At 55.0% G+C, this 21,968-nt stretch carries 20 protein-coding genes and 2 tRNA genes; 3 read left to right on the top strand and 19 right to left on the bottom strand.

Features of this window, described 5'->3' with window-relative positions:
* Positions 1–12: 12 nt before the first annotated feature.
* The 10 genes from Abci_RS09025 to Abci_RS08980 form a co-directional block, all read right to left on the bottom strand.
* On the bottom strand, positions 13–576 hold the full coding sequence (locus Abci_RS09025) for a NuoB/complex I 20 kDa subunit family protein (RefSeq protein ID WP_048838824.1): 564 nt from the start codon (positions 574–576) through the stop codon (positions 13–15).
* A gap of 17 nt (positions 577–593) precedes the next feature.
* The gene (locus Abci_RS09020) at positions 594–959 is read right to left on the bottom strand and encodes an NADH-quinone oxidoreductase subunit A (protein WP_048838823.1); all 366 of its coding nucleotides are present in this window, start codon (positions 957–959) and stop codon (positions 594–596) included.
* A gap of 227 nt (positions 960–1,186) precedes the next feature.
* Positions 1,187–1,261: transfer RNA gene (locus Abci_RS09015), tRNA-Val, on the bottom strand.
* Positions 1,262–1,355: 94 nt separating this feature from the next.
* Entirely contained in the window at positions 1,356–1,640 is a 285-nt protein-coding gene (locus tag Abci_RS09010) for an HU family DNA-binding protein (RefSeq protein ID WP_048838822.1), read from the bottom strand.
* A 143-nt stretch (positions 1,641–1,783) separates the two neighbouring features.
* Entirely contained in the window at positions 1,784–4,303 is a 2,520-nt protein-coding gene (gene lon, locus Abci_RS09005; protein WP_084597606.1) for an endopeptidase La, read from the bottom strand.
* Positions 4,304–4,489: 186 nt separating this feature from the next.
* Positions 4,490–5,755 (bottom strand): ATP-dependent Clp protease ATP-binding subunit ClpX, encoded by a 1,266-nt coding sequence (gene clpX, locus Abci_RS09000; RefSeq protein ID WP_048838820.1) that lies wholly within the window; start codon positions 5,753–5,755, stop codon positions 4,490–4,492.
* Between the two features lie 117 nt (positions 5,756–5,872).
* Positions 5,873–6,538: an ATP-dependent Clp endopeptidase proteolytic subunit ClpP gene (gene clpP / locus Abci_RS08995; protein ID WP_181015836.1), complete on the bottom strand. Its 666-nt coding sequence runs from the start codon at positions 6,536–6,538 to the stop codon at positions 5,873–5,875.
* A gap of 168 nt (positions 6,539–6,706) precedes the next feature.
* Positions 6,707–8,038, bottom strand: coding sequence for a trigger factor (tig, locus tag Abci_RS08990; protein WP_048838818.1), 1,332 nt, complete (start codon positions 8,036–8,038; stop codon positions 6,707–6,709).
* A gap of 88 nt (positions 8,039–8,126) precedes the next feature.
* A tRNA-Leu gene (locus Abci_RS08985) sits at positions 8,127–8,211 on the bottom strand.
* Positions 8,212–8,292: 81 nt separating this feature from the next.
* The gene (locus Abci_RS08980; protein WP_048838874.1) at positions 8,293–9,687 is read right to left on the bottom strand and encodes a bifunctional ADP-dependent NAD(P)H-hydrate dehydratase/NAD(P)H-hydrate epimerase; all 1,395 of its coding nucleotides are present in this window, start codon (positions 9,685–9,687) and stop codon (positions 8,293–8,295) included.
* Between the two features lie 206 nt (positions 9,688–9,893).
* Here Abci_RS08980 and Abci_RS08975 point away from each other — a divergent pair, with 206 nt between their 5' ends.
* The 3 genes from Abci_RS08975 to Abci_RS08965 all read left to right on the top strand — a co-directional run bounded on the left by Abci_RS08975 (position 9,894) and on the right by Abci_RS08965 (position 13,937).
* Positions 9,894–10,349 carry a membrane protein gene (locus tag Abci_RS08975; RefSeq protein WP_048838817.1) on the top strand — a complete coding sequence of 152 codons (456 nt, stop codon included), beginning with the start codon at positions 9,894–9,896 and terminating at the stop codon, positions 10,347–10,349.
* Positions 10,350–10,629: 280 nt separating this feature from the next.
* Positions 10,630–12,603 (top strand): DEAD/DEAH box helicase, encoded by a 1,974-nt coding sequence (locus Abci_RS08970; protein ID WP_371861394.1) that lies wholly within the window; start codon positions 10,630–10,632, stop codon positions 12,601–12,603.
* A gap of 2 nt (positions 12,604–12,605) precedes the next feature.
* Positions 12,606–13,937 carry a class I SAM-dependent RNA methyltransferase gene (locus tag Abci_RS08965; RefSeq protein ID WP_261766331.1) on the top strand — a complete coding sequence of 444 codons (1,332 nt, stop codon included), beginning with the start codon at positions 12,606–12,608 and terminating at the stop codon, positions 13,935–13,937.
* On the opposite strand, the gene Abci_RS08960 is transcribed toward Abci_RS08965, so the two are convergent.
* From Abci_RS08960 to Abci_RS08920, 9 genes are all read right to left on the bottom strand, one after another.
* Positions 13,882–14,250: a HesB/IscA family protein gene (locus Abci_RS08960; RefSeq protein WP_048838814.1), complete on the bottom strand. Its 369-nt coding sequence runs from the start codon at positions 14,248–14,250 to the stop codon at positions 13,882–13,884. The genes Abci_RS08965 and Abci_RS08960 overlap by 56 nt on opposite strands.
* Positions 14,251–14,267: 17 nt before the next feature.
* On the bottom strand, positions 14,268–14,738 hold the full coding sequence (locus Abci_RS08955) for an SUF system Fe-S cluster assembly protein (RefSeq protein WP_052944811.1): 471 nt from the start codon (positions 14,736–14,738) through the stop codon (positions 14,268–14,270).
* Positions 14,725–15,189: a Fe-S cluster assembly sulfur transfer protein SufU gene (sufU, locus tag Abci_RS08950; protein WP_048838813.1), complete on the bottom strand. Its 465-nt coding sequence runs from the start codon at positions 15,187–15,189 to the stop codon at positions 14,725–14,727. Before sufU ends, Abci_RS08955 begins: the two co-directional genes overlap by 14 nt.
* Positions 15,186–16,427: an aminotransferase class V-fold PLP-dependent enzyme gene (locus Abci_RS08945; protein WP_048838812.1), complete on the bottom strand. Its 1,242-nt coding sequence runs from the start codon at positions 16,425–16,427 to the stop codon at positions 15,186–15,188. Before Abci_RS08945 ends, sufU begins: the two co-directional genes overlap by 4 nt.
* Positions 16,427–17,704 (bottom strand): Fe-S cluster assembly protein SufD, encoded by a 1,278-nt coding sequence (gene sufD, locus Abci_RS08940; protein WP_048838811.1) that lies wholly within the window; start codon positions 17,702–17,704, stop codon positions 16,427–16,429. Before sufD ends, Abci_RS08945 begins: the two co-directional genes overlap by 1 nt.
* Positions 17,701–18,471: a Fe-S cluster assembly ATPase SufC gene (gene sufC, locus Abci_RS08935; protein WP_048838810.1), complete on the bottom strand. Its 771-nt coding sequence runs from the start codon at positions 18,469–18,471 to the stop codon at positions 17,701–17,703. The genes sufD and sufC overlap by 4 nt, the downstream gene beginning before the upstream one ends.
* Positions 18,472–18,484: 13 nt before the next feature.
* Positions 18,485–19,975: a Fe-S cluster assembly protein SufB gene (gene sufB / locus Abci_RS08930; protein ID WP_048838809.1), complete on the bottom strand. Its 1,491-nt coding sequence runs from the start codon at positions 19,973–19,975 to the stop codon at positions 18,485–18,487.
* Positions 19,976–19,978: 3 nt separating this feature from the next.
* Positions 19,979–20,443, bottom strand: coding sequence for an SUF system Fe-S cluster assembly regulator (locus Abci_RS08925; RefSeq protein WP_048838808.1), 465 nt, complete (start codon positions 20,441–20,443; stop codon positions 19,979–19,981).
* A 142-nt stretch (positions 20,444–20,585) separates the two neighbouring features.
* Positions 20,586–21,884 carry a DUF445 domain-containing protein gene (locus tag Abci_RS08920; RefSeq protein WP_048838807.1) on the bottom strand — a complete coding sequence of 433 codons (1,299 nt, stop codon included), beginning with the start codon at positions 21,882–21,884 and terminating at the stop codon, positions 20,586–20,588.
* Positions 21,885–21,968: the final 84 nt, after the last annotated feature.

Genomic DNA, 21,968 nt, shown 5'->3' with positions numbered 1-21,968 from the left:
GTAAGGGAATGCTCAGCCACGCAGGATTGTCCCCGTCCGACGGATCTTCTTTTGAAGCAGCATGATACCGTAGATCAGCGCCTCTGCCGTAGGCGGGCAGCCAGGCACATAGACGTCAACCGGTACAATACGGTCACAGCCACGCACCACGGAATAAGAGTAGTGGTAATACCCGCCCCCGTTAGCGCAGGAACCCATGGAAATAACCCAACGGGGCTCTGCCATCTGCTCATACAGGCGGCGCAGCACCGGGGCCATTTTGTTGGTAAGTGTGCCCGCGACAATCATGACATCAGACTGACGAGGCGAGCCGCGCGGAATAATGCCCATACGGTCAAGGTCATAGCGTGGCATGTAGGCGTGGATCATCTCCACAGCGCAGCATGCCAGACCAAAAGACATTGGCCACAGGCTACCTGTGCGGCCCCAGTTTACCAGTTTGTCGAGATTGGCAACAACAAAGCCTTTCTCGGCAATAGCGCCGGTTATACCGCGCACCACTGCGTCCTGCTCTGGGCCGGGCGGCAGTGCTTCACGGTTCCACAGCACGACATCATCATGTGAAGATTCAGACATAGGCAGCGTCTCCCCTTTCAATCCCAATCCAGCGCGCCTTTGCGCCACTCATACAGGAAGCCGATACCCAGCACGCTGAGGAACCCCAGCATGGACAAGAAACCAAATAGCCCGATGCGAGACAGACTTACCGCCCATGGAAAAAGGAAGGCGACCTCAAGGTCGAAAATAATGAACAGAATAGCCACCAGATAAAACCGCACATCAAAGCGGCGACGGGCATCATCAAAAGCCTCAAAGCCGCATTCATAGGCCGTGGTTTTTTCTGGGTAGGGCTTCTGATGCCCACTCACCAACGCCATACCTAACATGGCGGCTGCGATGACTACCGAAATGGCACCAAATATGAGAACTGGCGCGTAGTCACCTAAAACAGATTGCATTGGGGGCGCTCCTGCTTTCGTTAAGGTTATGAAACCAAACGTGTTGCAGGCAAGACTACTCCCTGACGCACAGAACAACCATGCCTCAGCGCAGTATTAGCGGGAACTTTCCCGTGATTACTTGGGATATCTCTCTGATTATTAAGGCTTAATAACCAGATTTTTACTTTTTTATGGAAGGTAAGAGCCGAAGCTCTTACTTGCATAATTCCACTTAAAAAGTGGAATGGTGGGCGGTGAGGGGATCGAACCCCCGGCCATCTCGGTGTAAACGAGACGCTCTACCGCTGAGCTAACCGCCCGCCGCAGTATGTGCCACAAATGAAAACGGGCGGCAACCCCTTTTTTTAAGGTTTTGCCGCCCGTTCGCCAAAAAAACTATTTTCTTTGAAGAAATTAGCTCACGGCGTCTTTCAGTGCCTTGCCCGGCTTGAAACGGACAGAGGTAGAAGCAGGAATATCAATTTCCTCGCCGGTGCGTGGGTTACGCCCTTTGGCTGCCTTACGGGTAGCGGTCACAAACGTACCGAAACCAACAAGACGAACTTCCTGCCCACCAGAAAGGGCTTTCTCGATAGCACCGAATACGGCGTCGACCACTTCTCCAGCCTTCGCCTTTGGCAGAGCAGCCTCATCGGCTACTGCCGCAACGAGTTCCTGCTTGTTGAGCGGCTTATCCATTTTACGCCTTTCTTAAGTATCACAATTGCTGGCGCGGCGGGCGGCTTGGTTCCGCCTGTCCGCTTCCCGGTCGCACTATGAAGCCGTTTTTCGCTACGTCAACCGATCAAGCGCAAAGATCGACGTCATAGTGCTGTTTCCTGTCAGTGCGGCAGGACCGCAGCGGGCTTAACTCCTTCCGCCCCCGGAACAGGTTCCGATACTTCTTCCCAGTGGATGGGTTTTGGTTGCCGCACCAGCGCACGCGCCAGCACCTCATCCACATGGGAGACAGGCACAACTTCCAGATCTTTCTTCACAGAATCAGGAATTTCCGTCAGGTCTTTTTCGTTATCCTTGGGAATAAAGACCGTCTTGATCCCTGCCCTGACTGCGGCAAGAAGCTTCTCTTTCAATCCGCCAATTGCCAGCACACGCCCACGCAGTGTGATCTCACCTGTCATGGCAACATCGCGCCGAATGGGTATGCCTGTCAGAACACTAACCAGAGATGTTGCCATAGCAACGCCGGCTGATGGCCCGTCTTTAGGAGTCGCACCTTCGGGCACATGAACGTGAAAACTGCGCTTATCGAAGAGAGTCGGGACGATACCAAAAGTTGTGGCGCGGCTACGAACATAAGAGAACGCAGCAGACACACTCTCCTTCATCACATCGCCCAGTTTCCCGGTTTCGACGATTCCGCCTTTACCGGGAACCATGACGCTTTCAATAGTCAGAATTTCGCCGCCAACCTCGGTCCACGCCAAGCCGGTGACAATACCCACCATGTCTTCCGCCTCGGTCTCTCCGTAACGGAAGCGCTTGACCCCGGCCAGTTTTTCAAGATTACGCACGGTAATGGCCACTTTTTTGGCTTTACCCGTCACAATCTCTTTCACAACCTTACGGGCAAGATTAGCGATCTCACGCTCAAGGCTACGCACCCCGGCTTCCCGCGTGTAATAGCGAATCAGGTCACGCAAAGCGTCATCACTGATCGACCATTCGCTTGCCTTGAGGTTATGGGCGTCTGCCTGCTTGGCAATAAGGTGACGACGGCAGATTTCAACCTTCTCGTCTTCCGTGTAGCCAGACAGGCGGATGATTTCCATACGGTCCAGCAGAGGCTGCGGCATGTTCAGGCTGTTGGCAGTTGTCACGAACATCACGTCTGACAAATCATAATCTACTTCCAGATAATGATCGGCAAAGGTGCTGTTCTGCTCCGGATCCAGCACTTCCAGCAGCGCAGAAGCCGGGTCTCCGCGCCAGTCAGCGCCCAGTTTATCAATTTCATCCAGCAGGAAGAGCGGGTTGGACACCTTGGCTTTTTTCATACCCTGCACGATTTTTCCGGGCATGGAGCCAATATATGTGCGGCGATGCCCCCGAATCTCGGCTTCATCACGCACACCACCCAGTGACATCCGCACGTACTGGCGGCCCGTAGCCTTAGCAATAGACCGAGCCAGAGACGTCTTACCAACACCGGGTGGTCCCACCAGACACAGAATCGGCCCTTTGAGTTTCTGGGAACGGCTCTGGACCGCCAGATACTCAAGAATACGCTCTTTCACTTTGTCCAGCGCGTAGTGATCGGTATCCAGAATGGTCTCAGCTTCCGCCAGATCGTGCCGAACCTTGGTCCGCTTTTTCCAAGGGATACCCAGAATCCAGTCCAGATAGTTCCGTACCACTGTTGATTCGGCAGACATGGCGCTCATGCCACGCAGCTTCTTCAGTTCGGCAATCGCTTTTTCCCGCGCTTCCTTGGAAAGCTTGGTTTTAGCGATCCGCTCTTCTATCTCGCTGGTTTCGTCTTTGCCGTCTTCGCCTTCACCCAGTTCCTTCTGAATAGCTTTGAGCTGTTCGTTCAGATAGTACTCGCGCTGGGTCTTCTCCATCTGGCGTTTGACACGGTTGCGAATTTTTTTCTCAACCTGAAGCACCCCAATTTCCGCTTCAATATGAGCGAAAACCTTTTCCATCTGCTGCATGACGGTTGGTGCTTCAAGAATTTCCTGCTTTTCGGAAATCTTGAGGTTCAGATGGCTGGCAACCGTATCAACAAGTTTGGAAAGGTCCGTGATCTGGTTGAGAGAGACCAGAACTTCAGAGGCAATTTTCTTGTTGAGCTTAATGTAGTCTTCAAACTGGGAAATAATGGAACGCCCAAGGGCTTCCGCTTCCGGCCCAGCAGCCGGTTGTTCGGAAATTTCCTCAATTTCCGCTTCAAAATGCCCGTCAATATCGTGCAGTTCTTTCACCTTGGCACGACGCACGCCTTCCACCAGCACTTTTACGGTGCCATCTGGCAGTTTAAGCAACTGGAGAATGGTGGACACGGTACCAAAACGATACACATCGTCTACGCCCGGATCATCCTGTGCCGCATCTTTCTGGGCGACCAGCAGAATCTGACGGTCTTCACGCGTCACAGATTCCAGAGCTTTGACGGATTTTTCACGCCCAACAAAGAGCGGAACAATCATGTGGGGGAAAACCACAATATCCCGCAGCGGAAGCACTGCGACACGATTGTTTTTGGGGGGAACCGCTGTTGCTACAGTTTCGGCTACGGATTCATCTGATACGGGCGTGGCAGACACGACCTGAGGGGTCTGCTCTTTGGCCGGAGCCTTACGCTTGCGCTTGACTGCTGGTTTCTTTTCTTCAGCCATAACCATGACCTCCTTCAAGGACGATCCAGGCCAAGGCACCCGCTTGCGGCATGCCCCCAGGCCCGTAGAGGCACCAAAAAGGCCTCCGCCTCTACATGTCGTTACGAATGACCCATTTAGCAATGGGCTTATAGAAAAACCAAGCCAGTAGAAATTTACTCTCTACTGGCTTTTGTACCTCACCCCTCAGGCTGATTGCTCAGCAGGGGCTTCCTTGTTTTTACCGTAAACATAGACAGGACTAGTTTTTTCTTCCGCCACGTCCCGGTTTACAACCACTTCTTCCACCGTGTTCAGGCCCGGCAGGTCAAACATGGTGGACATCAGGATGCTTTCCATAATGGACCGCAACCCACGTGCGCCGGTTTTCCGCTTAATGGCACGATCCGCGATGGCCTTCATGGCATCATCAGTGAAGGTCAGCTTGACGTCTTCCATCTGGAACAGACGCTGATACTGTTTGATCAGAGCATTTTTAGGTTCGCTCAAGATCTTGATCAGCGCTGCCTCATCAAGGTCGCCCAGCGTGGCCAGGACCGGAAGACGGCCGATAAATTCCGGGATCAACCCAAATTTCATCAGATCTTCTGGTTCAACATCCTGAAGAATTTCACCCGTGCGGCGCTCATCAGAAGAACGGACATCAGCACCAAAGCCGATACCTGACCCCTTGCCACGTGCAGAGATGATCTTGTCCAGACCGGCAAACGCACCACCGCAGATGAACAGCATGTTGGTAGTATCAACCTGAAGAAACTCCTGCTGCGGATGCTTGCGCCCACCCTGTGGCGGAACAGAAGCTACCGTACCTTCCATCAGTTTGAGCAGCGCCTGCTGCACACCCTCGCCGCTGACATCACGCGTGATGGACGGGTTTTCTGCCTTACGTGAAATCTTGTCGATTTCATCGATATAGACAATACCGCGCTGTGCACGCTCCACATTGTAGTCAGAAGCCTGAAGCAATTTGAGGATGATGTTTTCAACATCCTCCCCAACATAGCCAGCCTCTGTCAACGTGGTGGCGTCTGCCATCGTAAAGGGAACATCAAGGATACGTGCCAGCGTCTGTGCAAGCAGCGTCTTGCCTGAACCCGTAGGACCAATAAGCATGATGTTGGATTTTGCAATCTCGACATCATTGCTTTTGGTGGCCTGTGTCAGGCGTTTGTAATGATTATGCACCGCGACAGAGAGAACCTTTTTAGCCTCAAACTGCCCAATGACATAGTCATCCAGAACCTTGCAGATCTCTTTAGGTGTTGGCACACCCTCGCGGGATTTGACCAATGTCGTCTTGTGCTCTTCACGGATAATATCCATGCAGAGCTCGACGCATTCGTCACAGATGAACACGGTCGGACCAGCGATCAGCTTCCGCACTTCATGCTGTGATTTACCGCAGAAAGAGCAGTAAAGCGTATTCTTGGAATCACCGGACTTCGCGTTCATGAGCCCACTCCCTCGATCATCCCAGGCCTCAGATAACCGAGGGCCGCGTTGTTAGGCTTATCCACCCGAAAGGTGGACCACCCCTGCATTGTAACAGGAGTGTTGCTGTACACCATATTAAGGATGGTCTTTATCCTTTTTTGCCGTGTCTTCAGTCGCCTTATGGTGCGTGATGACTGTGTCAACAATACCGAAAGCCTGAGCTTCCTCTGCTGACATATAACTATCGCGTTCCAGCTTCTGTTCAATATCTTCCAGAGTCTGACCCGTATGCTCACGATAGATCTCATTCAGACGCTGACGAATGATAAGAATTTCTTTGGCCTGAATTTCAATATCACTTGCCTGCCCCTGCGCACCACCAGAAGGCTGATGCACCATGACGCGAGCATTAGGCAGCGCAAAACGCCGCCCCTTCTCTCCGCCTGCAAGCAGCAGAGACCCCATGGAGGCAGCCTGACCGATACACACGGTACTCACCGGGCTGCGGATATATTGCATAGTGTCGTAGATAGCCAGCCCCGCAGACACCACGCCACCAGGGCTATTGATGTAGAAGGAAATTTCCTTCGTGGGGTTTACGCTTTCAAGATAAAGAAGCTGAGCAGAGATCAGAGAGGCCACCTGGTCATAGACAGGGCCGGTCAGAAAAATGATCCGCTCCTGAAGCAGGCGGGAATAAATATCGAATGCCCGCTCACCCCTTGAGGTCTGTTCGACCACCATGGGTACCATAGCGTTGCTGAAAATCTCAACGGGATCACGATCCCTCATGTTAGTCATTCCCGTAAAAAACCTGCACAAACCCACCCCCGCACCCGTTAAGCATACGGGCGTTGGTTGGGCACTCTCATTCAAGATAGAGATAAAGTGGCAATATGCCACCCCGGAAAAGAAAAACAGGCTGAAAAAGAGTGTCCCGCCAGTTCACACTGGCGGGACACTAAGGCCTCAGATGTTAGCTGGAGGAATGTCCGACAGCTCTTCGGGAGTGACTTCTTTGTCCTCCACCTTGGCCAGTTCTATCAGATAATCCACGACCTTGTTTTCAAAGATCGGTCCACGGAGCGATTCAACCGCCTGCGGGTTGTTCTGGAAGAACTGGAACACCTGCTGTTCCTGACCCTGATAGCGCATGGCTTCTGCCCGCATGGCGCGGCCAAGTTCATCCTGCGTTACGGTAATGGCGTTCTTACGACCGATTTCAGCAAGCAGCAGACCCAGCTTCACGCGGCGTTCTGCAATTTTGCGGTAATCAGCACGAAGGGTTTCTTCGTCCTTACCTTTGTCTTCGTCGTCAAGCTGATCAGCTTTACGATCAGATTCGACGCGCTGCCAGATCTGGTTGAATTCAGCATCAACCATACCTTCAGGTGCAGCAAAAACTGTCTTGGCTGCCAGAGCATCCAGCAGATCGCGCTTGATACGCAGACGTGTAAGCTGTTCGTACTCACCTTCAACCTGCTTGCGGACCAGATCACGCAGCTGTTCAAGGGTTTCAAAACCGAGCTTTTTAGCCAGTTCATCATCCACTGGTGCATCAACGGCTTTTTTCAGTTCTTTAGCCTTGATGTCGAAGGTTGCTTCTTTACCAGCAAGCTCTTCTGCACCGTAGTTTTCAGGGAACGTGACGGTGATGATTTTTTCTTCACCAGGCGTCATGCCTTCGATCTGTTCTGCAAAACCGGGGATGAAGCCTTCACCACCAATTTCCACATTCACATCGTCAGCCGTACCGCCGTCGAAGGGAACGCCATCGCGCTTACCAACGAAATCAACCGTCAGAATGTCGCCTTTTGCAGCGGGGCGAACTTCTTCAACTTTTTCGAAGTTGCGCTGGCGCTTGGCAATATCAGCTACAACCTTGTCAACCGCTTCATCGCTGGCAACGGCTTTAAGGCGCGTCAGGGAAAGGTCGGACAGGTCAGGGACTGTGATTTCTGGCAGAATTTCAGTTTCAACCTTGAAAACAAGATCGCTACCGTCTTCCTGACCGGAAACCAGATCAACCTGAGGCTGACCAGCAGGGCGGAAACCGCGCTCTTCGAGAGCTGACTGCAGGGATTCGGAGACGGTCTGCTCAAGAACCTCTGCGCGCACGGCTGCGCTGTAGCGCTGACGTGCTACGGAAACAGGCACTTTGCCCGGACGAAACCCAGGAAGAGTCAGACCTGCGGCAACTTCTTTGAGACGAGCATCCTGCTTCGTCTGAAGATCTGCTGCCGGAATGGTAATGGTGAAACCACGCTTCAGCCCTTCGGAAAGGGTCTCGGTAACCTGCATCGGCCAGGCCTTCCTTTCGGTACAAACTTAAAAAACCCGCATCGTGCCGAAAGGCTGCTGCGGAAGGACGGGGCTACCAATCTAAAATTGGTACGGGCGGAGGGACTTGAACCCCCACGACTTGCGTCACCAGAACCTAAATCTGGCGTGTCTACCAATTCCACCACGCCCGCACGGTTAAAATGCCCCGTCACAAGGTGGGAGCATGTAGCCTAGTGTGGGGGTGGGGGCAAGATACTCTTTTGCATTATCTTTCAGATTAATGCGCCACCCTGCATTTTAGTCGCTTTTTCCCGCGCAGGCCCCAGATAACGGTCCAGATCTTCCGCCAAAGGCCATGCGCCAGCCTGAAGGCCAGCCTCCCCATGCAGCCAGACACCCGCGCCTGCCGCATCCCACGCAGCCATCCCCGCAGCCAGTAAAGCCGCAATGACGCCAGACAGAGTATCACCCGACCCGGCAGTCCCTAAAGCCGGACTGGCATGTGTATTTACGGCAAGTCGTCCATCCGGCGCAGCAATAAGCGTTGTTGGCCCTTTGAGCACCACAACCGCGTTGAGATCCTTTGCCGCCTTACGCACCGCAGTCGGCAAATCCTGACCCACAGGACCAAAGAGTTTGGTGAACTCACCCATATGAGGCGTGATGACCGCAACGCCCCGCAGTTTTTCCGGCGCACCAGCATAAGCTGACAATGCCCCCGCATCCGCCAAAACAGTTTTTTGTGCGGCAAGGAGCAGTGGGAGCGCCCCCTCGACTTCACGTTCGGTGAGGCCAGGACCACACACCCAGACTTTGCGGCGCGCATCCTCCAGCAGATCGGGGAGCGGTGCGTCATCCACCACCAGTCCCGGAGGACCTGAGCGGAACAGATCAGCCCCCTGCTCTGCTGCTATCCGCACAAGCCCGGCTCCGGCGGATCGCGCACCGCCAGCACACAAGCGGGCCGCTCCGGGCATAGACTGCCCAGCGCAGATACTCACCACACCGCGCGTATATTTGTGGCTTTCAGCACTCAACACGGGAAGGTGCCACAATCCGGGGTGATTACGCCATGCGCGCGGAGGAACACTCGCCAATGCGGCCGATGGCATGCCGATATCTGCCACCACAAGTTCACCCACATCCTCTCGCCCCGGATACAGTAAGTGCCCTGGCTTGGGACGCACAAAAGTCACGGTCATGAGCGCTTTGCTCACCCTGCCACGAGGCTGACCTGTGCCACCGTCAATGCCTGACGGCATATCAATCGCCACACGTCTGCTGGCTGCGCCGAGCACGGCACTCACACCCTTATCAAGATCGCGACTTAACCCAGCACCGAACACAGCATCCACCACAAGGTCCGCTCTCTGGGCTTCTTCCGGCGTGAATGGCTGACGCGGCCCTTTAAAACGGGCCGCAGCGAGCGCTGAAACGCTTCCAGCCTTTGGCTCACCATAGGCGGCAACACTAACTGGCCAACCAGCCTGGGCCAGGTAACGCGCCGCAACATAGCCGTCTCCGCCATTATTGCCCGGGCCACACAAAACCAGCACACGACATGGCCTGAAATGCTGACAGAGCGCGCGCGCAACAGCGCGGCCTGCGGCCTCCATCAACACTGACACGGATACGCTTTGGGCTGCCATCTGGTCTATCCGCCCCATTTCCTCCGGGGTGTAGAGCGCAAGGGCAGAATAAGGGGAAGCTGGCAAATTCTCTCTCCTGACATCCTGCAAACTGACTTGCACCCAAGGCCTTGCCTTGGCAATCAGGCAGATTAAGTGTGCTACGCCCCTATTGAACCCTAACTGTGGCGCGCAGTTCTAACCCTTTAAGGGTCTTTTCGGTTTCTTGTTAAAGCGGAGTCTGCATGTCTCATTCCATTGTGTGGAGCCTTGTTCTCGCACTTCATATTCTTTGCATTGTCGTCTGGATTGGTGGGGCTGTTTATGCCACCGCAATTTTGCGCCCAAGCCTAAGCCTGCTTGATAATACGCAGCGTAATTCTGTGCATTTACAAACGCTTGGCCGTTTTTTCAAAATGCTGACACACGTTATTCCCACAGCACTGATCACCGGCTGGCTGCTTATCCTGCATGAAGGCGGGTTTGCGCATGTTCCATGGACAACCAACGCAATGCAGGGTTTGGGTGTTATCATGGCGCTGTTGTTTGTCCGCATTGTGAGCGGCCCTTACCAGAAAGCCCGTCGGGCCATCCGCCCGCAGCCTGCAACCTTCGACTCCATTCGCTCTCAAATTCTTATAATTGTAGCAATGGGTGTTCTTGCCGTTCTGGTCGCAGCCATGGGCCACCCGTTCGTATGAGCGCGGGAGAGAGTTTACTGGAAAACTTGATTCTAACAGCGTTTCCCTTTATCGGAACATTCGCCTGACCGGCTTCAGTTTATGACCTTGCGCCAATTTTTTGGCGCGGGGGAAAACCAAGGGCCTGTCGGTCCATGCTTCATAATGACTGACTACTCCCGAGAGTATATTGACAGCCAAAACACCTGCACGCCCCCGCAAAACCACAACCCGCACCCGTAAAAAAACGGACGTGGCCGCCTCTGACGTTTCGGTAAAAGCCGATACGGAAAGTGTGGCGGTGGAGCCTGTTGACGGTAGTGTAGAGGCCAAACCTGTCAAAAAAACGACACGGACCCGCCGCGCCGCGCCAAAAGCGAAAGCAGCAGCGACTGCTGAGGCCGTTGTTGAGTCCGTAGATCAACCCGCTACAGAGACCACTGAGAGTGTTGAGACAGCGGACGCTGCCCCTGCAAAAGCCCCTGCCAAAACCACACGGGCACGCAAAACGCCTGTGCGGAAAACCGCAGTCCGGAAAAAGCCTGCCGCTGCAGCAAAAAAAGAGGCTCCAGAAGCTGTAGAAGAAGTCGATACGGCTCCTGCAGAAACACCAACCCCGGAGGTTGAGCCGGAGGCTGTAGACGCTGCCACTCAGGCAGCCCCAGTTGCGGACACAGAGGCCGCACCTGAGCATTCGGCTACAGAAACGGCGCAGGAACCAGCCAAAGAGGACAAACCCCTCTTTAAGGATCTGGAACTTTCCGAACCCATTTTGCGTGCCATTGAGGACATGGGGTATGTGCACCCCACCCCCATTCAGGCGCAGGCTATTCCAGCCATTCTGATGGCGAAAGACGTCCTGGGCGTTGCTCAGACAGGTACCGGCAAAACGGCTTCTTTCACGTTGCCGATGCTGGAAATTCTGTCCGATTCTCGCGCTCGGGCCCGCATGCCACGGTCCCTTATTCTGGAGCCAACGCGTGAACTGGCTCTTCAGGTTGCCGAAAACTTTGTAAATTACGGCAAATACCTCAAACTGACCCATGCTCTGCTGATTGGCGGAGAAAGCATGGCGGACCAGAAAGAGGTGTTGAACCGTGGTGTGGACGTTCTGATTGCCACCCCAGGCCGCTTACTGGACCTTTTTGAACGCGGTGGCCTGCTGCTCACCCAGACCCGTATTCTGGTTATTGATGAAGCTGACCGTATGCTGGATATGGGCTTCATCCCCGATATTGAAAAAATCGTGAGTTTCCTGCCGGCAAACCGGCAAACTCTCTTCTTCTCCGCGACCATGGCTCCGCCCATCCGGAAGCTGGCTGATGCCTTCCTGCACTCTCCCAAGGAAATTACAGTCAGCCGCGAATCGTCTGTCGCAACGACGATTGAAACCGGGCTTGTGGTCGTTGATGAGTTTAACAAGCGTGACACGCTGCGCCGCATGCTGCGTGACCCAGCCATGCAGAATGCCATTGTCTTCTGTAACCGCAAACGCGATGTGGACGTTCTGACACGCTCCCTGACCAAGCATGGTTTTGCCGTTGGCGCATTGCACGGTGACCTACCCCAGTCTGCGCGTTTCGCCACGCTTGAAAAATTCAAGAACGGCGAACTCAAGGTGCTGGTTTGCTCTGATGTTGCAGCCCGCGGCATTGATATTGGCGGCCTGTCGCACGTTTTCAATTTTGATCTGCCATTCCATGCAGAAGATTACGTGCACCGCATTGGTCGCACAGGGCGGGCAGGACGGACAGGCCATGCCTACAGTCTGGCTACTCCGTACGACAAAGCGTTAGCCGAGGCTATTGAGACCCTGACAGGTAAACCGATCAACCGCCTGACGGTTGAGGGCGTTAACCAGCTGGATTGGACAGACGAAAAACGGCCGTCCCGTCATGCTGCCAACCGCGACCGGCCTCGCCGGGACGGGCAAGGCAAACCTGCGCAGCACAATAAACCAAAAGACGCCGCACCTGTGCAGGAAGCACCTGTTGCGGCACCACAAGCAGCAGCAGATACGCAGCAGCAGACGCGTGGCCGCAACAGGGGAGCACCAGCCCCCCACACGGCACCACCCCGGAACGGCCAGCAGAAGCCTTACCGTGAGCGGATGCGCGACGAAGCGCCGCCCATGCCTGCCGGAGAATTTGTTGGTTTTGGCAAGGATGTGCCTTCTTTCATGCTTCTGCCACGCCGCACCACCATTCTGGCAGACCTTCCCACCCCGACATCCGATATGTCGGTCACGGATGACGGCACGGTAGAGCACTCCTGACTGTGACACAAAATGACGTAATACGGTCCGCTCCCACAGAGCGGACCGTTACTATTGGGTATCTGGGCGCACAAGGCGACGGAATGGCCCGTCTGAATGATGGAACAGTCATCCATCTTCCGAACACAGTACCGGGTGATACCGTCACCATTACATCCCGTGGTGGAAAAGACTGGCATGTGGAGCGCATTGATACGCCCTCACCAGATCGGGTTACCCCTCCCTGCTCCCTTTTTGAGACCTGTGGCGGCTGTGCGTTACAGCATGTTGCGCCCTCCGCCTTGCTAAGCTGGAAAACGGATCGGGTTCTTTTTGCTCTCAAGAAAGCAGGCTTTAAAACTCTACCTGAGGTTGTGCAGCATCAGGTTCCCCCGCACTCCCGCCGGCGTGCAGATCTTGCGATTCGTCGGAACGGGAAAGAACTGCTTTTAGGCCTGCATGCCCGAGGAAGTGCGCAGATCGTTGATTTAACAACCTGCGAGATCATGCACCCAACCCTGTTTGCGGCGCTTCAGCCCCTGCGGCAGGTCCTCCGAAGCTTGGAAGGCCTGCGGCAGGCTGGGGAAATACAAATCAATCTGCTCGATTCGGGACTGGATATTCTTTTCAGCACTGACGGGCCATTAACTGCGGCTGACAGAATCCGGCTGGCAGCTTTTGCCGATTCGTTGTCTATCCCACGCATCAACTGGTATCAGCGTGGTTCGGATACGTATGAGACCGTTGCCCAAAGAGGCTCCGTGTTTCATAGCTTGGCCGCTGCTTCTGTTGCCCCACCGCCAGGGGCTTTTTTGCAGGCAACGCAGGAAAGTGAACGCTGGATTCAGGACGCTGTATTGGCTGCCTTACCGGCCAAACTTGCCAAACGAGACTCGATTATTGAGCTATATGCAGGATGTGGAACGTTAAGCTTCCCACTCAGCACGTTAGCCAGAGTGGTGGCGTATGAGGGTTATCCACCGGCTGCGACATGCCTGAAAACGGCTGCGAGCGGCTATAAGCTGGATGTCTCTCTTCGGGACCTGAACCGTCAGCCCATTATGGCCCGTGAACTGGGGGAGGCTGCAGCCGTTGTGCTCGACCCGCCCCATGCGGGTGCCAGATTACAGATGAAACAACTGACTTTGGGTAAACCAAAGCACGTCGTTTATGTCAGTTGTAATCCGGCAGCGTTGGCAAAAGATGCTGAGGCCCTGCATGCTGCCGGATACAGTCTGACAAGCGTGCAGGTGATTGACCAGTTCCTGTGGTCAGCAGAAGTGGAAGCCGTTTGCGGCTTCACACATGAAAGCTCTCGCCGCAGCCGCAGCGGCCCTTCTCGTTTGGGTTTATAAACACGAACCCTTCCGAGAGGTCTGTCTGCTGAAAGTCCATTTCTGACCCGATAAGAAACAGTACGGCTTTGCTGTCCACAAAAAGGGTCAGGCCTTTATCTCTTACAATTTCATCACCGGCAGATGCCGCTTCAACAAACTGCATATCATACGCTTTGCCGGAGCAACCTTTGGTTGTCACGGCAATGCGGAGCGTCTGCCCGGCATGTGCCGTTTTATAAAGCTGCTCCAACTGGTGCGCTGCTGCATCTGTCAGACGCATAAGGGGGGGCAATTCTCTTTTTGCAGGTGGCGCAACTATGGTCTGTGACATTGTTCCGTCCTTTCCCGTTAAAACATGTTCAGTGCAAGGCGGGCTTCATCGCTCATGCGGGACATATCCCACGGTGGATCCCACACGACATCAACCGTTGCGGCAACTACACCGGGCACTTTCTCAACTGCCTCTTTAACCTGCAACGGCAGTTCCTGCGCACTGGGACAGTTTGGGGCAGTCAGGGTCATTTCAATTTTTACACGGCCATCATCGTACAGATCGATCGCGTAAATCAGACCAAGCTCGTAGATATTGACCGGTATTTCAGGGTCATGCACCGTAGCAATGGCACCGATAATGGCATCTTCATCAACCGGGCCTGAGGCTTCTGGCGTAGCAGTTACCTCAGCATCATCAGGTTGCCAGCTTTCCACCTTGGCCTGCTCTGCATGGACCTCTGTTCCGTCTGTCTTCAGAACCGGATGATCAGTCGGTGCATTTTCCTGCTGCGTGTCAGGAGCGTGCACCTTTTCAAACGTCGTCATGAGAAAGCGCCTCCTTTAAAGCGACCCACGGCAATTCTGCACACCGAATACGGGAACGGTGCGCACGCAATGGGGCAAACGCCATAAGTGGCCCCAATGCGGCATTTTCTTCAAACTCACCCTCATGGGTGGCGGGCACCGTATCTTCCACCAGTAAAGCAGAAAAACGTTGCCCGACTTTTAACGCCTGGTCCGGGCTGAGGCCAAGAATACGCTCGGCCATCAGGTCCGCTGCGGCCAGGCAAATGGCACATCCTCGTGTCTGATGGCGCACCTGACTGATATGGTTGTGGTCCAGCGCAAGTTCCACCCGTGTTTTGTCACCACAGAGCGGATTTTTGCCGTTACCAACTTTTTCTGCCTGCTCCAGCCGTCCTGCAAAGAGCGGGGTACGAGAGCGTGCAACAATCAGTTGGTCATAGAGTGCTGAACCGTCGAGCACCTGCGTCACACAAAGAAATCCCGGATGCGCACCAGCGTATCTGCCAGCACATCAATTTCTTCCTTAACGGTGTAGAGCCCAAAACTGGCCCGCGCAGTGGCAGTCAGCCCCAGCCTGCGCATGAGGGGCTCCGCACAGTGGTGGCCTGCCCGTATTGCAATCCCGTTGCGGTCCAGCAGGGTGGCAATATCGTGCGGATGCACGTCAGCCATTGTGAAAGAAATAACGCCACCACGGTCCTGCGGCTGACCAACAATGTTTAGCCCCGGCACATCTTGCAGACGGTTCAAGGCATACGCTGTCAGATATGCCTCATGCGCGGCAATGGCGTCCATACCAATGCTTTCCACCCATGTAATGGCAGCCCCGAGAGCGATCGTCTCGATAATGGCGGGCGTTCCCGCTTCAAACTTATGCGGCACGTTGGCCCATGTTGAGCGCTCAAACGTGACGGTGGAGATCATGTCCCCGCCACCCATAAAGGGTGGCATGGCGTCCAGCAGTTCTTTACGCGCCCACAACACCCCAATGCCTGTTGGCCCGTACAGTTTGTGCCCGGTAAAGGTATAAAAATCTGCCCCAAGCGCCTGCACATCGGTTTTCCGATGCACAACGGACTGGCTGCCATCAAACAGAACCTGCGCACCGGCTGCATGGGCCATATCTGCAATGGCTTTGGCAGGCGTGACCGTGCCAAGCACGTTGGACATATGCGTAACAGCGACTAACCCGACCTTGCCGTCTGCCAACAGAGTTTGCAGGGCCTCCAGATCTAGGTCACCCGCGTCTGTAATCGGGGCAATCCGAAGTTCTATGCCTGCGCGGTCGCGCAGCATTTGCCACGGCACCAGGTTGGCGTGGTGTTCCATTTCGGAAATAACCACAGCCTGCCCCGGCTTGAGCAATGCGCCAAAAGAATGTGCGACCAGATTAATGGCTTCTGTGCTGTTCCGCGTGAATACAATTTCATTGCGGGACGGCGCATTGAGAAATGCAGCCACCAGATCACGCACACCTTCATAGGCCTCGGTCGTGCGTTCGCTCATCCAATGCAGGCCGCGATGGATGTTGGCATATTGTGTGCGCATGGTGTTGGCCATGGCATCAATGACTGCAACGGGCTTCTGTGCTGAAGCCGCGCTGTCCAGAAAGACTAGAGGCCGGTCATGCACCTTTTCCCCAAGAATGGGGAACTGGGCACGGATTGCGGCACTATCCAGCGTGTTTTTGTGCTGCAGAACGGACATTATGCCTCCTCCCCACTTACGGGAAACCGTTGGGCCATAATGTGGCTGCAAAGAGCCCGCGCCGTCTCATCCGGAATCAACGCCAGCGCTTCTTCCAGAAAGGCATGAATGAGGATTTGCCGGGCTTCCGCATACGGCACGCCGCGGCTACGCAGATAGAACATCTGGTCTTCATCCAACGCGCCTACGGTTGCCCCGTGGCTGCATTTGACGTCATCCGCGTAGATTTCCAGCTCGGGCTTGGCATCAATCTCAGCCTGCTCAGACAAAAGCAGAGCCTGATTCATCTGGTAGCCATCGGTCTTCTGGGCAATCCGTTCGACCAGAACCTTGCCCTGAAACACGCCGCGAGACTGACCATCCAACACGTTGCGCACGGTCTGACGGGAGATACAATCCGGTGCTGCATGGGTGATAACACTGGTCAGGTCACCATGCTGACGCGCACGCAAGCGCTGGGCACCGTTAACGTGAACCTGTGCATGAGACGCAGCCAGTGTGGCATGAACCTCGTGCCGCGCCAGCGCTGCACCCAAGCCAAGAACAAAGCTATTATAGCTGCCGTGCTCATCCACCTGCGCGTAGAGTGTTGCAAGGCTGGCGGCATCATCACTTTCTGCCTGCACCGTTACATGCTGCAACTCTGCACGGGCAGCAACGGAAACTTCCAGAACGGGATTATGCAGATACCGGCCCTGCCCCGCCTGAATACAGGTAAGGGACAGTTTAGCCCCTTCGGCCAGAGCAACAGCATGGCGAGGATGGAAGGACACAGGAGCGTCAGCCTGCCCTATGGAGATGAGCAGCACATGCCCTGCATCCCCATTTTCCGGCACGGATAAGGTCACACCATCCTGCGCCAAAGTGGTATTCAGCGCTGTCAGCGGATCCCGGTCAGGGCACGCCTGCACACCAAAAGACTTGGTTTGCGCAAAGAAAGACACCTCGGCCGAAGCGGGCTTCCGAGAAAATTCCGCAGAATACAGGCCGTTCACAAACACCAGACGCGGCAGCGCCTCTGCCGGACCGTGTGTAACGCCAAGCCGATCAAGTTCAGCCTGCACCTGTGCAGCATCATACGTTTGTGCAGGAGCAGCAAACGGCGTTTCGGTCAGGAAACGCAGGCCAGTGTATTTCCACTCTTCCACGCGGCGGTCAGGCAGACCCACCCGGTGCAGAGCCCCCAGAGCAGCCTTGCGTGTCTGGTCCGTTATTGTGTCAAAACGGGCTTCAAACGACTGCAAGGTTGCTTTTGGATTTTTCGTTATGGCGTTCACGCGGCCTCCGCAAGAAAGCGGGTGTAACCTTCTGTATCAATCTGCTCAGCCAGTTCCGGCCCGCCAGAATGAATGATGCGCCCTTTTGCCATAACGTGAATACGGTCTGGCTTCAGGTAGTCGAGCAGACGTTTGTGATGGGTGATGACCAGCGCAGAAAACTCAGGGGAACGCATGCGGTTCACACCTTCGGCAACAATCCGCAGGGCGTCCACGTCCAGGCCACTATCTGTTTCGTCCAGGATGGCAAAAGAGGGCTGAAGCAGTGTCATCTGCAACACTTCATTCCGCTTCTTTTCCCCACCGGAGAAGCCGACATTGACGTTACGCTTGAGCATATCCGGCGCCATGGAGAGGGACTTTGCAGCCTCACGCGCGGCCTTCAGGAAGGCAACGGCATCAAGCTCCTCCTGCCCACGGGCGCGCCGCACAGCATTGACGGCTGTACGCAGGAAGTTAGCATTGTTAACGCCGGGCAACTCAATAGGAGACTGGAAGGCCAGAAACAAACCTGCCGCAGCGCGTTCTTCCGGCTCCATGGCCAGCAGATCCTGACCATGAAACTGCACAGACCCGGCAGTTACTTCATACTCTTCCCGTCCAGCCAGAACGTAGGACAGGGTGGACTTACCGCAGCCATTCGGCCCCATGATGGCATGGACCTCACCCGGTGGAATGGTCAGATCCACCCCACGCAGGATTTCTTTTTCCTGCCCGTCCGCATCAATCCGGGCACACAGACCGGAAATTTCCAAAAACTGGGTCATGTTCTGCCCTTCCTTACCCTACGCTGCCTTCAAGGCTGATCTGCAACAATTTCTGAGCTTCCACGGCAAATTCCATGGGCAACTCCTTCAACACATCCCGGCAGAAGCCGTTGACTATCAGGCCCACAGCATCTTCCTCCGACAAGCCACGCTGGCGGCAGTAGAAAAGCTGGTCTTCTGATATTTTGGACGTGGTGGCTTCATGTTCAATACGGGCGGCCATATTCCGGTTTTCAATGTAAGGCACGGTATGTGCCCCGCACTGGTCCCCAATCAGAAGGCTATCGCACTGTGTAAAGTTACGTGCGCCGGATGCCTTGGGCAGCACGCGCACCAACCCACGATATGTGCTGTCTGACTGGCCCGCACTAATTGTTTTGGCAATGATGGTTGAGCGCGTATTGCGCCCAATATGAATCATCTTCGTGCCGGTGTCCGCCTGCTGATGGTTGTTGGTCACGGCAACGGAATAGAATTCCCCTACGGAGCCTTCCCCCTGCAATATGCAGGACGGATACTTCCACGTAATAGCCGAGCCGGTCTCAACCTGTGTCCATGAAATTTTGGAGCGGGCACCACGGCAGGCACCGCGCTTGGTCACGAAGTTGTAAATACCCCCACGCCCGTTTTCATCACCGGGATACCAGTTCTGGACCGTAGAATATTTGATGGACGCATCTTCCATCGCCACCAGTTCAACCACTGCGGCGTGAAGCTGGTTTTCGTCCCGCATGGGGGCCGTACAGCCCTCCAGGTAGGACACATAGGCACCATCTTCCACCACAATCAGCGTGCGCTCAAACTGCCCGGTATTGCGGGCGTTGATGCGGAAGTAGGTGGAAAGCTCCATGGGGCAGCGCACGCCCTTGGGCACATAGACAAATGAGCCATCCGTAAACACGGCCGAGTTGAGTGCTGCGTAGAAGTTATCTCCGGCAGGCACAACGGTGCCCAGATACTTCCGCACCAGTTCCGGGTGGTCTTTCACTGCTTCGGAAATGGGGCAGAAAATAACGCCTGCTTCTTCCAGCGTTTTGCGGAAGGTGGTGACAACAGACACACTGTCAAACACCGCATCCACAGCAACAGGGGTGCGCGCAACCTCGCCTTCCGGCAATTCCACCCCGGCCAGCAAAGCCTGTTCATGCAGCGGAATACCCAGTTTTTCATAGGTCCGCAGCAGTTCAGGGTCCACTTCTTCAAGGGACTTGGGGCCGGGCTTCTTTTTAGGTGCGGCGTAGTAGTGGAGATCTTGATAATCAATGGGAGGATAAGACACCTTGGCCCATTTGGGTTCCGCCATTGTCAGCCAGGCCCGATAGGCGCTCAACCGCCATTCCAGAAGCCATTCAGGCTCTTCTTTCCGGGCGGAGATCAGGCGGATGGTATCTTCATTCAGCCCTTTTGGGGCAAGATCCATGTCAATTTCGGTTTCAAACCCCCATTTGTAGGAGGATTGACCCAGTTTTTCGACCGCTTCACGGGTTTCTGTCACTGCTGGCATGGCTCAAGCCCCTTCACATTGTGTGTTGCCACTGGTCAGGACGTTTTTCTTCATGAAGGCAGAACCGCATGTACTGTTCTGCCGCATGGTCTCCAGTGAGATCGCTTCAAGCGTATCCCGTATGGCTTTGTTGATCGTGTCCCAACTGCCGCACATGCCGCAGGATACGCCGGCATCACACTCTCCGCCATCCACGCAGGCTGTCAGGGCAATCCGACCGTCCATTGCAGATATAACGCTGGCAACCGAGATCTCCGCCAATGGGCGCGCCAGACGGTAACCGCCTTTGGCCCCGCGCTGAGACAGCACGAATTTATTGGCAGAGAGCACTTTAAGAATTTTAGCGACAGTGGGTTCTGGCACGCCTGTTTCCGTGGCCAGAGCGGGGGATGTGACCACTCCGTCCTGCTCGCCAAGATTAACAAGAATAACGACCGCATAGTCAGCCAGCCGGGAAAGTTTCAGCATTATCCTGCATTACCTGATTGGAGACCTGAGAGGTCCTGTTTCAGACACATGAGACTAAGCGGACCAAACGTCAACCGAAAACGACACCTTTCCCGCATGCCGCGCAAACGTGATCTGCCTGGCCGGAAGGGCATACCAGCCCCTATTGTGCGTTAACGCCAAAGAGCAGCCGCAGCACGGCAAACAATGCCGCCCCCACACCGAATCCAACAAGTGTGCCGTTAAACCTTACAAATTGCAGCTCTTTCCCAACCCGCAATTCCAGTTTTTCAGCAATTTGCACGGCGTCCCACCCGGCAACGACCTTGGCAATAAAATCCGCCATCTGTTCACGGATAAAAGGAAGAGCCTTGAAAGTTGCCTTGCTCACGCCATCCATAATTTTCTGACGCAAGGCGGGGTCCTGCCTGGCCTGTATGGCCATACGGTCCACTGCCTCCTGAATAACAGACGCTATGCGACCGTTCGGGTCTTCAATATCTTCTTCCACCAAACGGCGGAAACGCTGCCAGATATCGCCCCACCACACCACAACGCTTTCATGCGACAGGACGCTCATGATGGTCTGGGAAATTTCCGACCCACGTTCAGGGTCTGTTTCTATACGGTCAATCTGACCGCGCACCCATGCGGTAAATCCTTCTCGCAAGGTAGAATTTTGAGGGTCCACACGCTCTAGCTCCTTGCTGGCAGCCAGCAGCACACGGGTCGCGATAGATCCGCCAATCGCCCAGCCAAGCAAGCGTCCCCCCTGCTCCCGCACGCGGTCTTCAATAATGCCGCGTAGGGCACCTTCCTTGGCTTGCAATCCATCTTTGATCTGGCTGAGGAAATACGAGAGCACTTCCTGATGCCGGTCATCATCCACAAGGCTGCGCAATGCCTTTGCCACTATGGGGGCAAGACTGTTTCCGCCCACCAGATGGGGCAGCGCCTTACTGATAGCCGCGCTGGCACGCCCATCTTCCAACCGGTCCAGCATTTGCGGCATGGAGGAGAGCAGTGAGCGCGTTATTGTCTCCCGAGTGCCTGGCTCATCCAGCATATTGGCCAGAAAACTGGGAATATCTACGCGCTCCAGAACGCGTGTTACCTCTTTTTCCGTAAAAACCTGCCCGGATACAAAACGCCCCAAAGCACGCCCAAGTCGTTCCTTCTGCGCAGGCAGAATCGCGGTATGTGGGATCGGCAGGCCCATGGGGTGACGGAACAGGGCCACAACCGCAAACCAGTCTGCCAAACCGCCCACCACGCCAGCACGCGCGCCGGCGCGCAGCATCTCAAGCCCGAAGCCGTCTTTTACCCAGCCCGCGGCAGGTGCGGCATACCCCGCAACAGTCAGCCCTCCCATAAACACAAGTAACCCCGTTGCTGCCCGTTGGTAGCGTTTAAGGGTTTTGCGGGCCGCTTTTTCTGCGTCACTCTCAGGGTACACTATCATGGTTCACTAGATAGCACCCCACAGCGCTCTCCCCAAGAGTGCGTGAAGGTTGTTGCCGCCCGCGCCAAGACATGAAACTGTTTC

Origin of the sequence: Acetobacter cibinongensis, from assembly GCF_000963925.1 — a bacterium.
In the GTDB taxonomy this organism is placed as follows: domain Bacteria; phylum Pseudomonadota; class Alphaproteobacteria; order Acetobacterales; family Acetobacteraceae; genus Acetobacter; species Acetobacter cibinongensis.
The sequence above is the reverse complement of the archived record's forward strand: the minus strand, read 5'-3'. Positions and strand labels throughout refer to the sequence as shown.

Excerpts from the sequence above, each read along its gene's own strand:
- Abci_RS09025 (WP_048838824.1), bottom strand. The coding sequence starts at position 576 with ATGTCTGAATCTTCACATGATGATGTCGTGCTGTGGAACCGTGAAGCA.
- Abci_RS09020 (WP_048838823.1), bottom strand. The coding sequence starts at position 959 with ATGCAATCTGTTTTAGGTGACTACGCGCCAGTTCTCATATTTGGTGCC.
- Abci_RS09010 (WP_048838822.1), bottom strand. The coding sequence starts at position 1,640 with ATGGATAAGCCGCTCAACAAGCAGGAACTCGTTGCGGCAGTAGCCGAT.
- lon (WP_084597606.1), bottom strand. The coding sequence starts at position 4,303 with ATGGCTGAAGAAAAGAAACCAGCAGTCAAGCGCAAGCGTAAGGCTCCG.
- clpX (WP_048838820.1), bottom strand. The coding sequence starts at position 5,755 with ATGAACGCGAAGTCCGGTGATTCCAAGAATACGCTTTACTGCTCTTTC.
- clpP (WP_181015836.1), bottom strand. The coding sequence starts at position 6,538 with ATGACTAACATGAGGGATCGTGATCCCGTTGAGATTTTCAGCAACGCT.
- tig (WP_048838818.1), bottom strand. The coding sequence starts at position 8,038 with ATGCAGGTTACCGAGACCCTTTCCGAAGGGCTGAAGCGTGGTTTCACC.
- Abci_RS08980 (WP_048838874.1), bottom strand. The coding sequence starts at position 9,687 with ATGGGGCGGATAGACCAGATGGCAGCCCAAAGCGTATCCGTGTCAGTG.
- Abci_RS08975 (WP_048838817.1), top strand. The coding sequence starts at position 9,894 with ATGTCTCATTCCATTGTGTGGAGCCTTGTTCTCGCACTTCATATTCTT.
- Abci_RS08960 (WP_048838814.1), bottom strand. The coding sequence starts at position 14,250 with ATGTCACAGACCATAGTTGCGCCACCTGCAAAAAGAGAATTGCCCCCC.
- Abci_RS08955 (WP_052944811.1), bottom strand. The coding sequence starts at position 14,738 with ATGACGACGTTTGAAAAGGTGCACGCTCCTGACACGCAGCAGGAAAAT.
- Abci_RS08945 (WP_048838812.1), bottom strand. The coding sequence starts at position 16,427 with ATGTCCGTTCTGCAGCACAAAAACACGCTGGATAGTGCCGCAATCCGT.
- sufC (WP_048838810.1), bottom strand. The coding sequence starts at position 18,471 with ATGACCCAGTTTTTGGAAATTTCCGGTCTGTGTGCCCGGATTGATGCG.
- sufB (WP_048838809.1), bottom strand. The coding sequence starts at position 19,975 with ATGCCAGCAGTGACAGAAACCCGTGAAGCGGTCGAAAAACTGGGTCAA.
- Abci_RS08925 (WP_048838808.1), bottom strand. The coding sequence starts at position 20,443 with ATGCTGAAACTTTCCCGGCTGGCTGACTATGCGGTCGTTATTCTTGTT.
- Abci_RS08920 (WP_048838807.1), bottom strand. The coding sequence starts at position 21,884 with ATGATAGTGTACCCTGAGAGTGACGCAGAAAAAGCGGCCCGCAAAACC.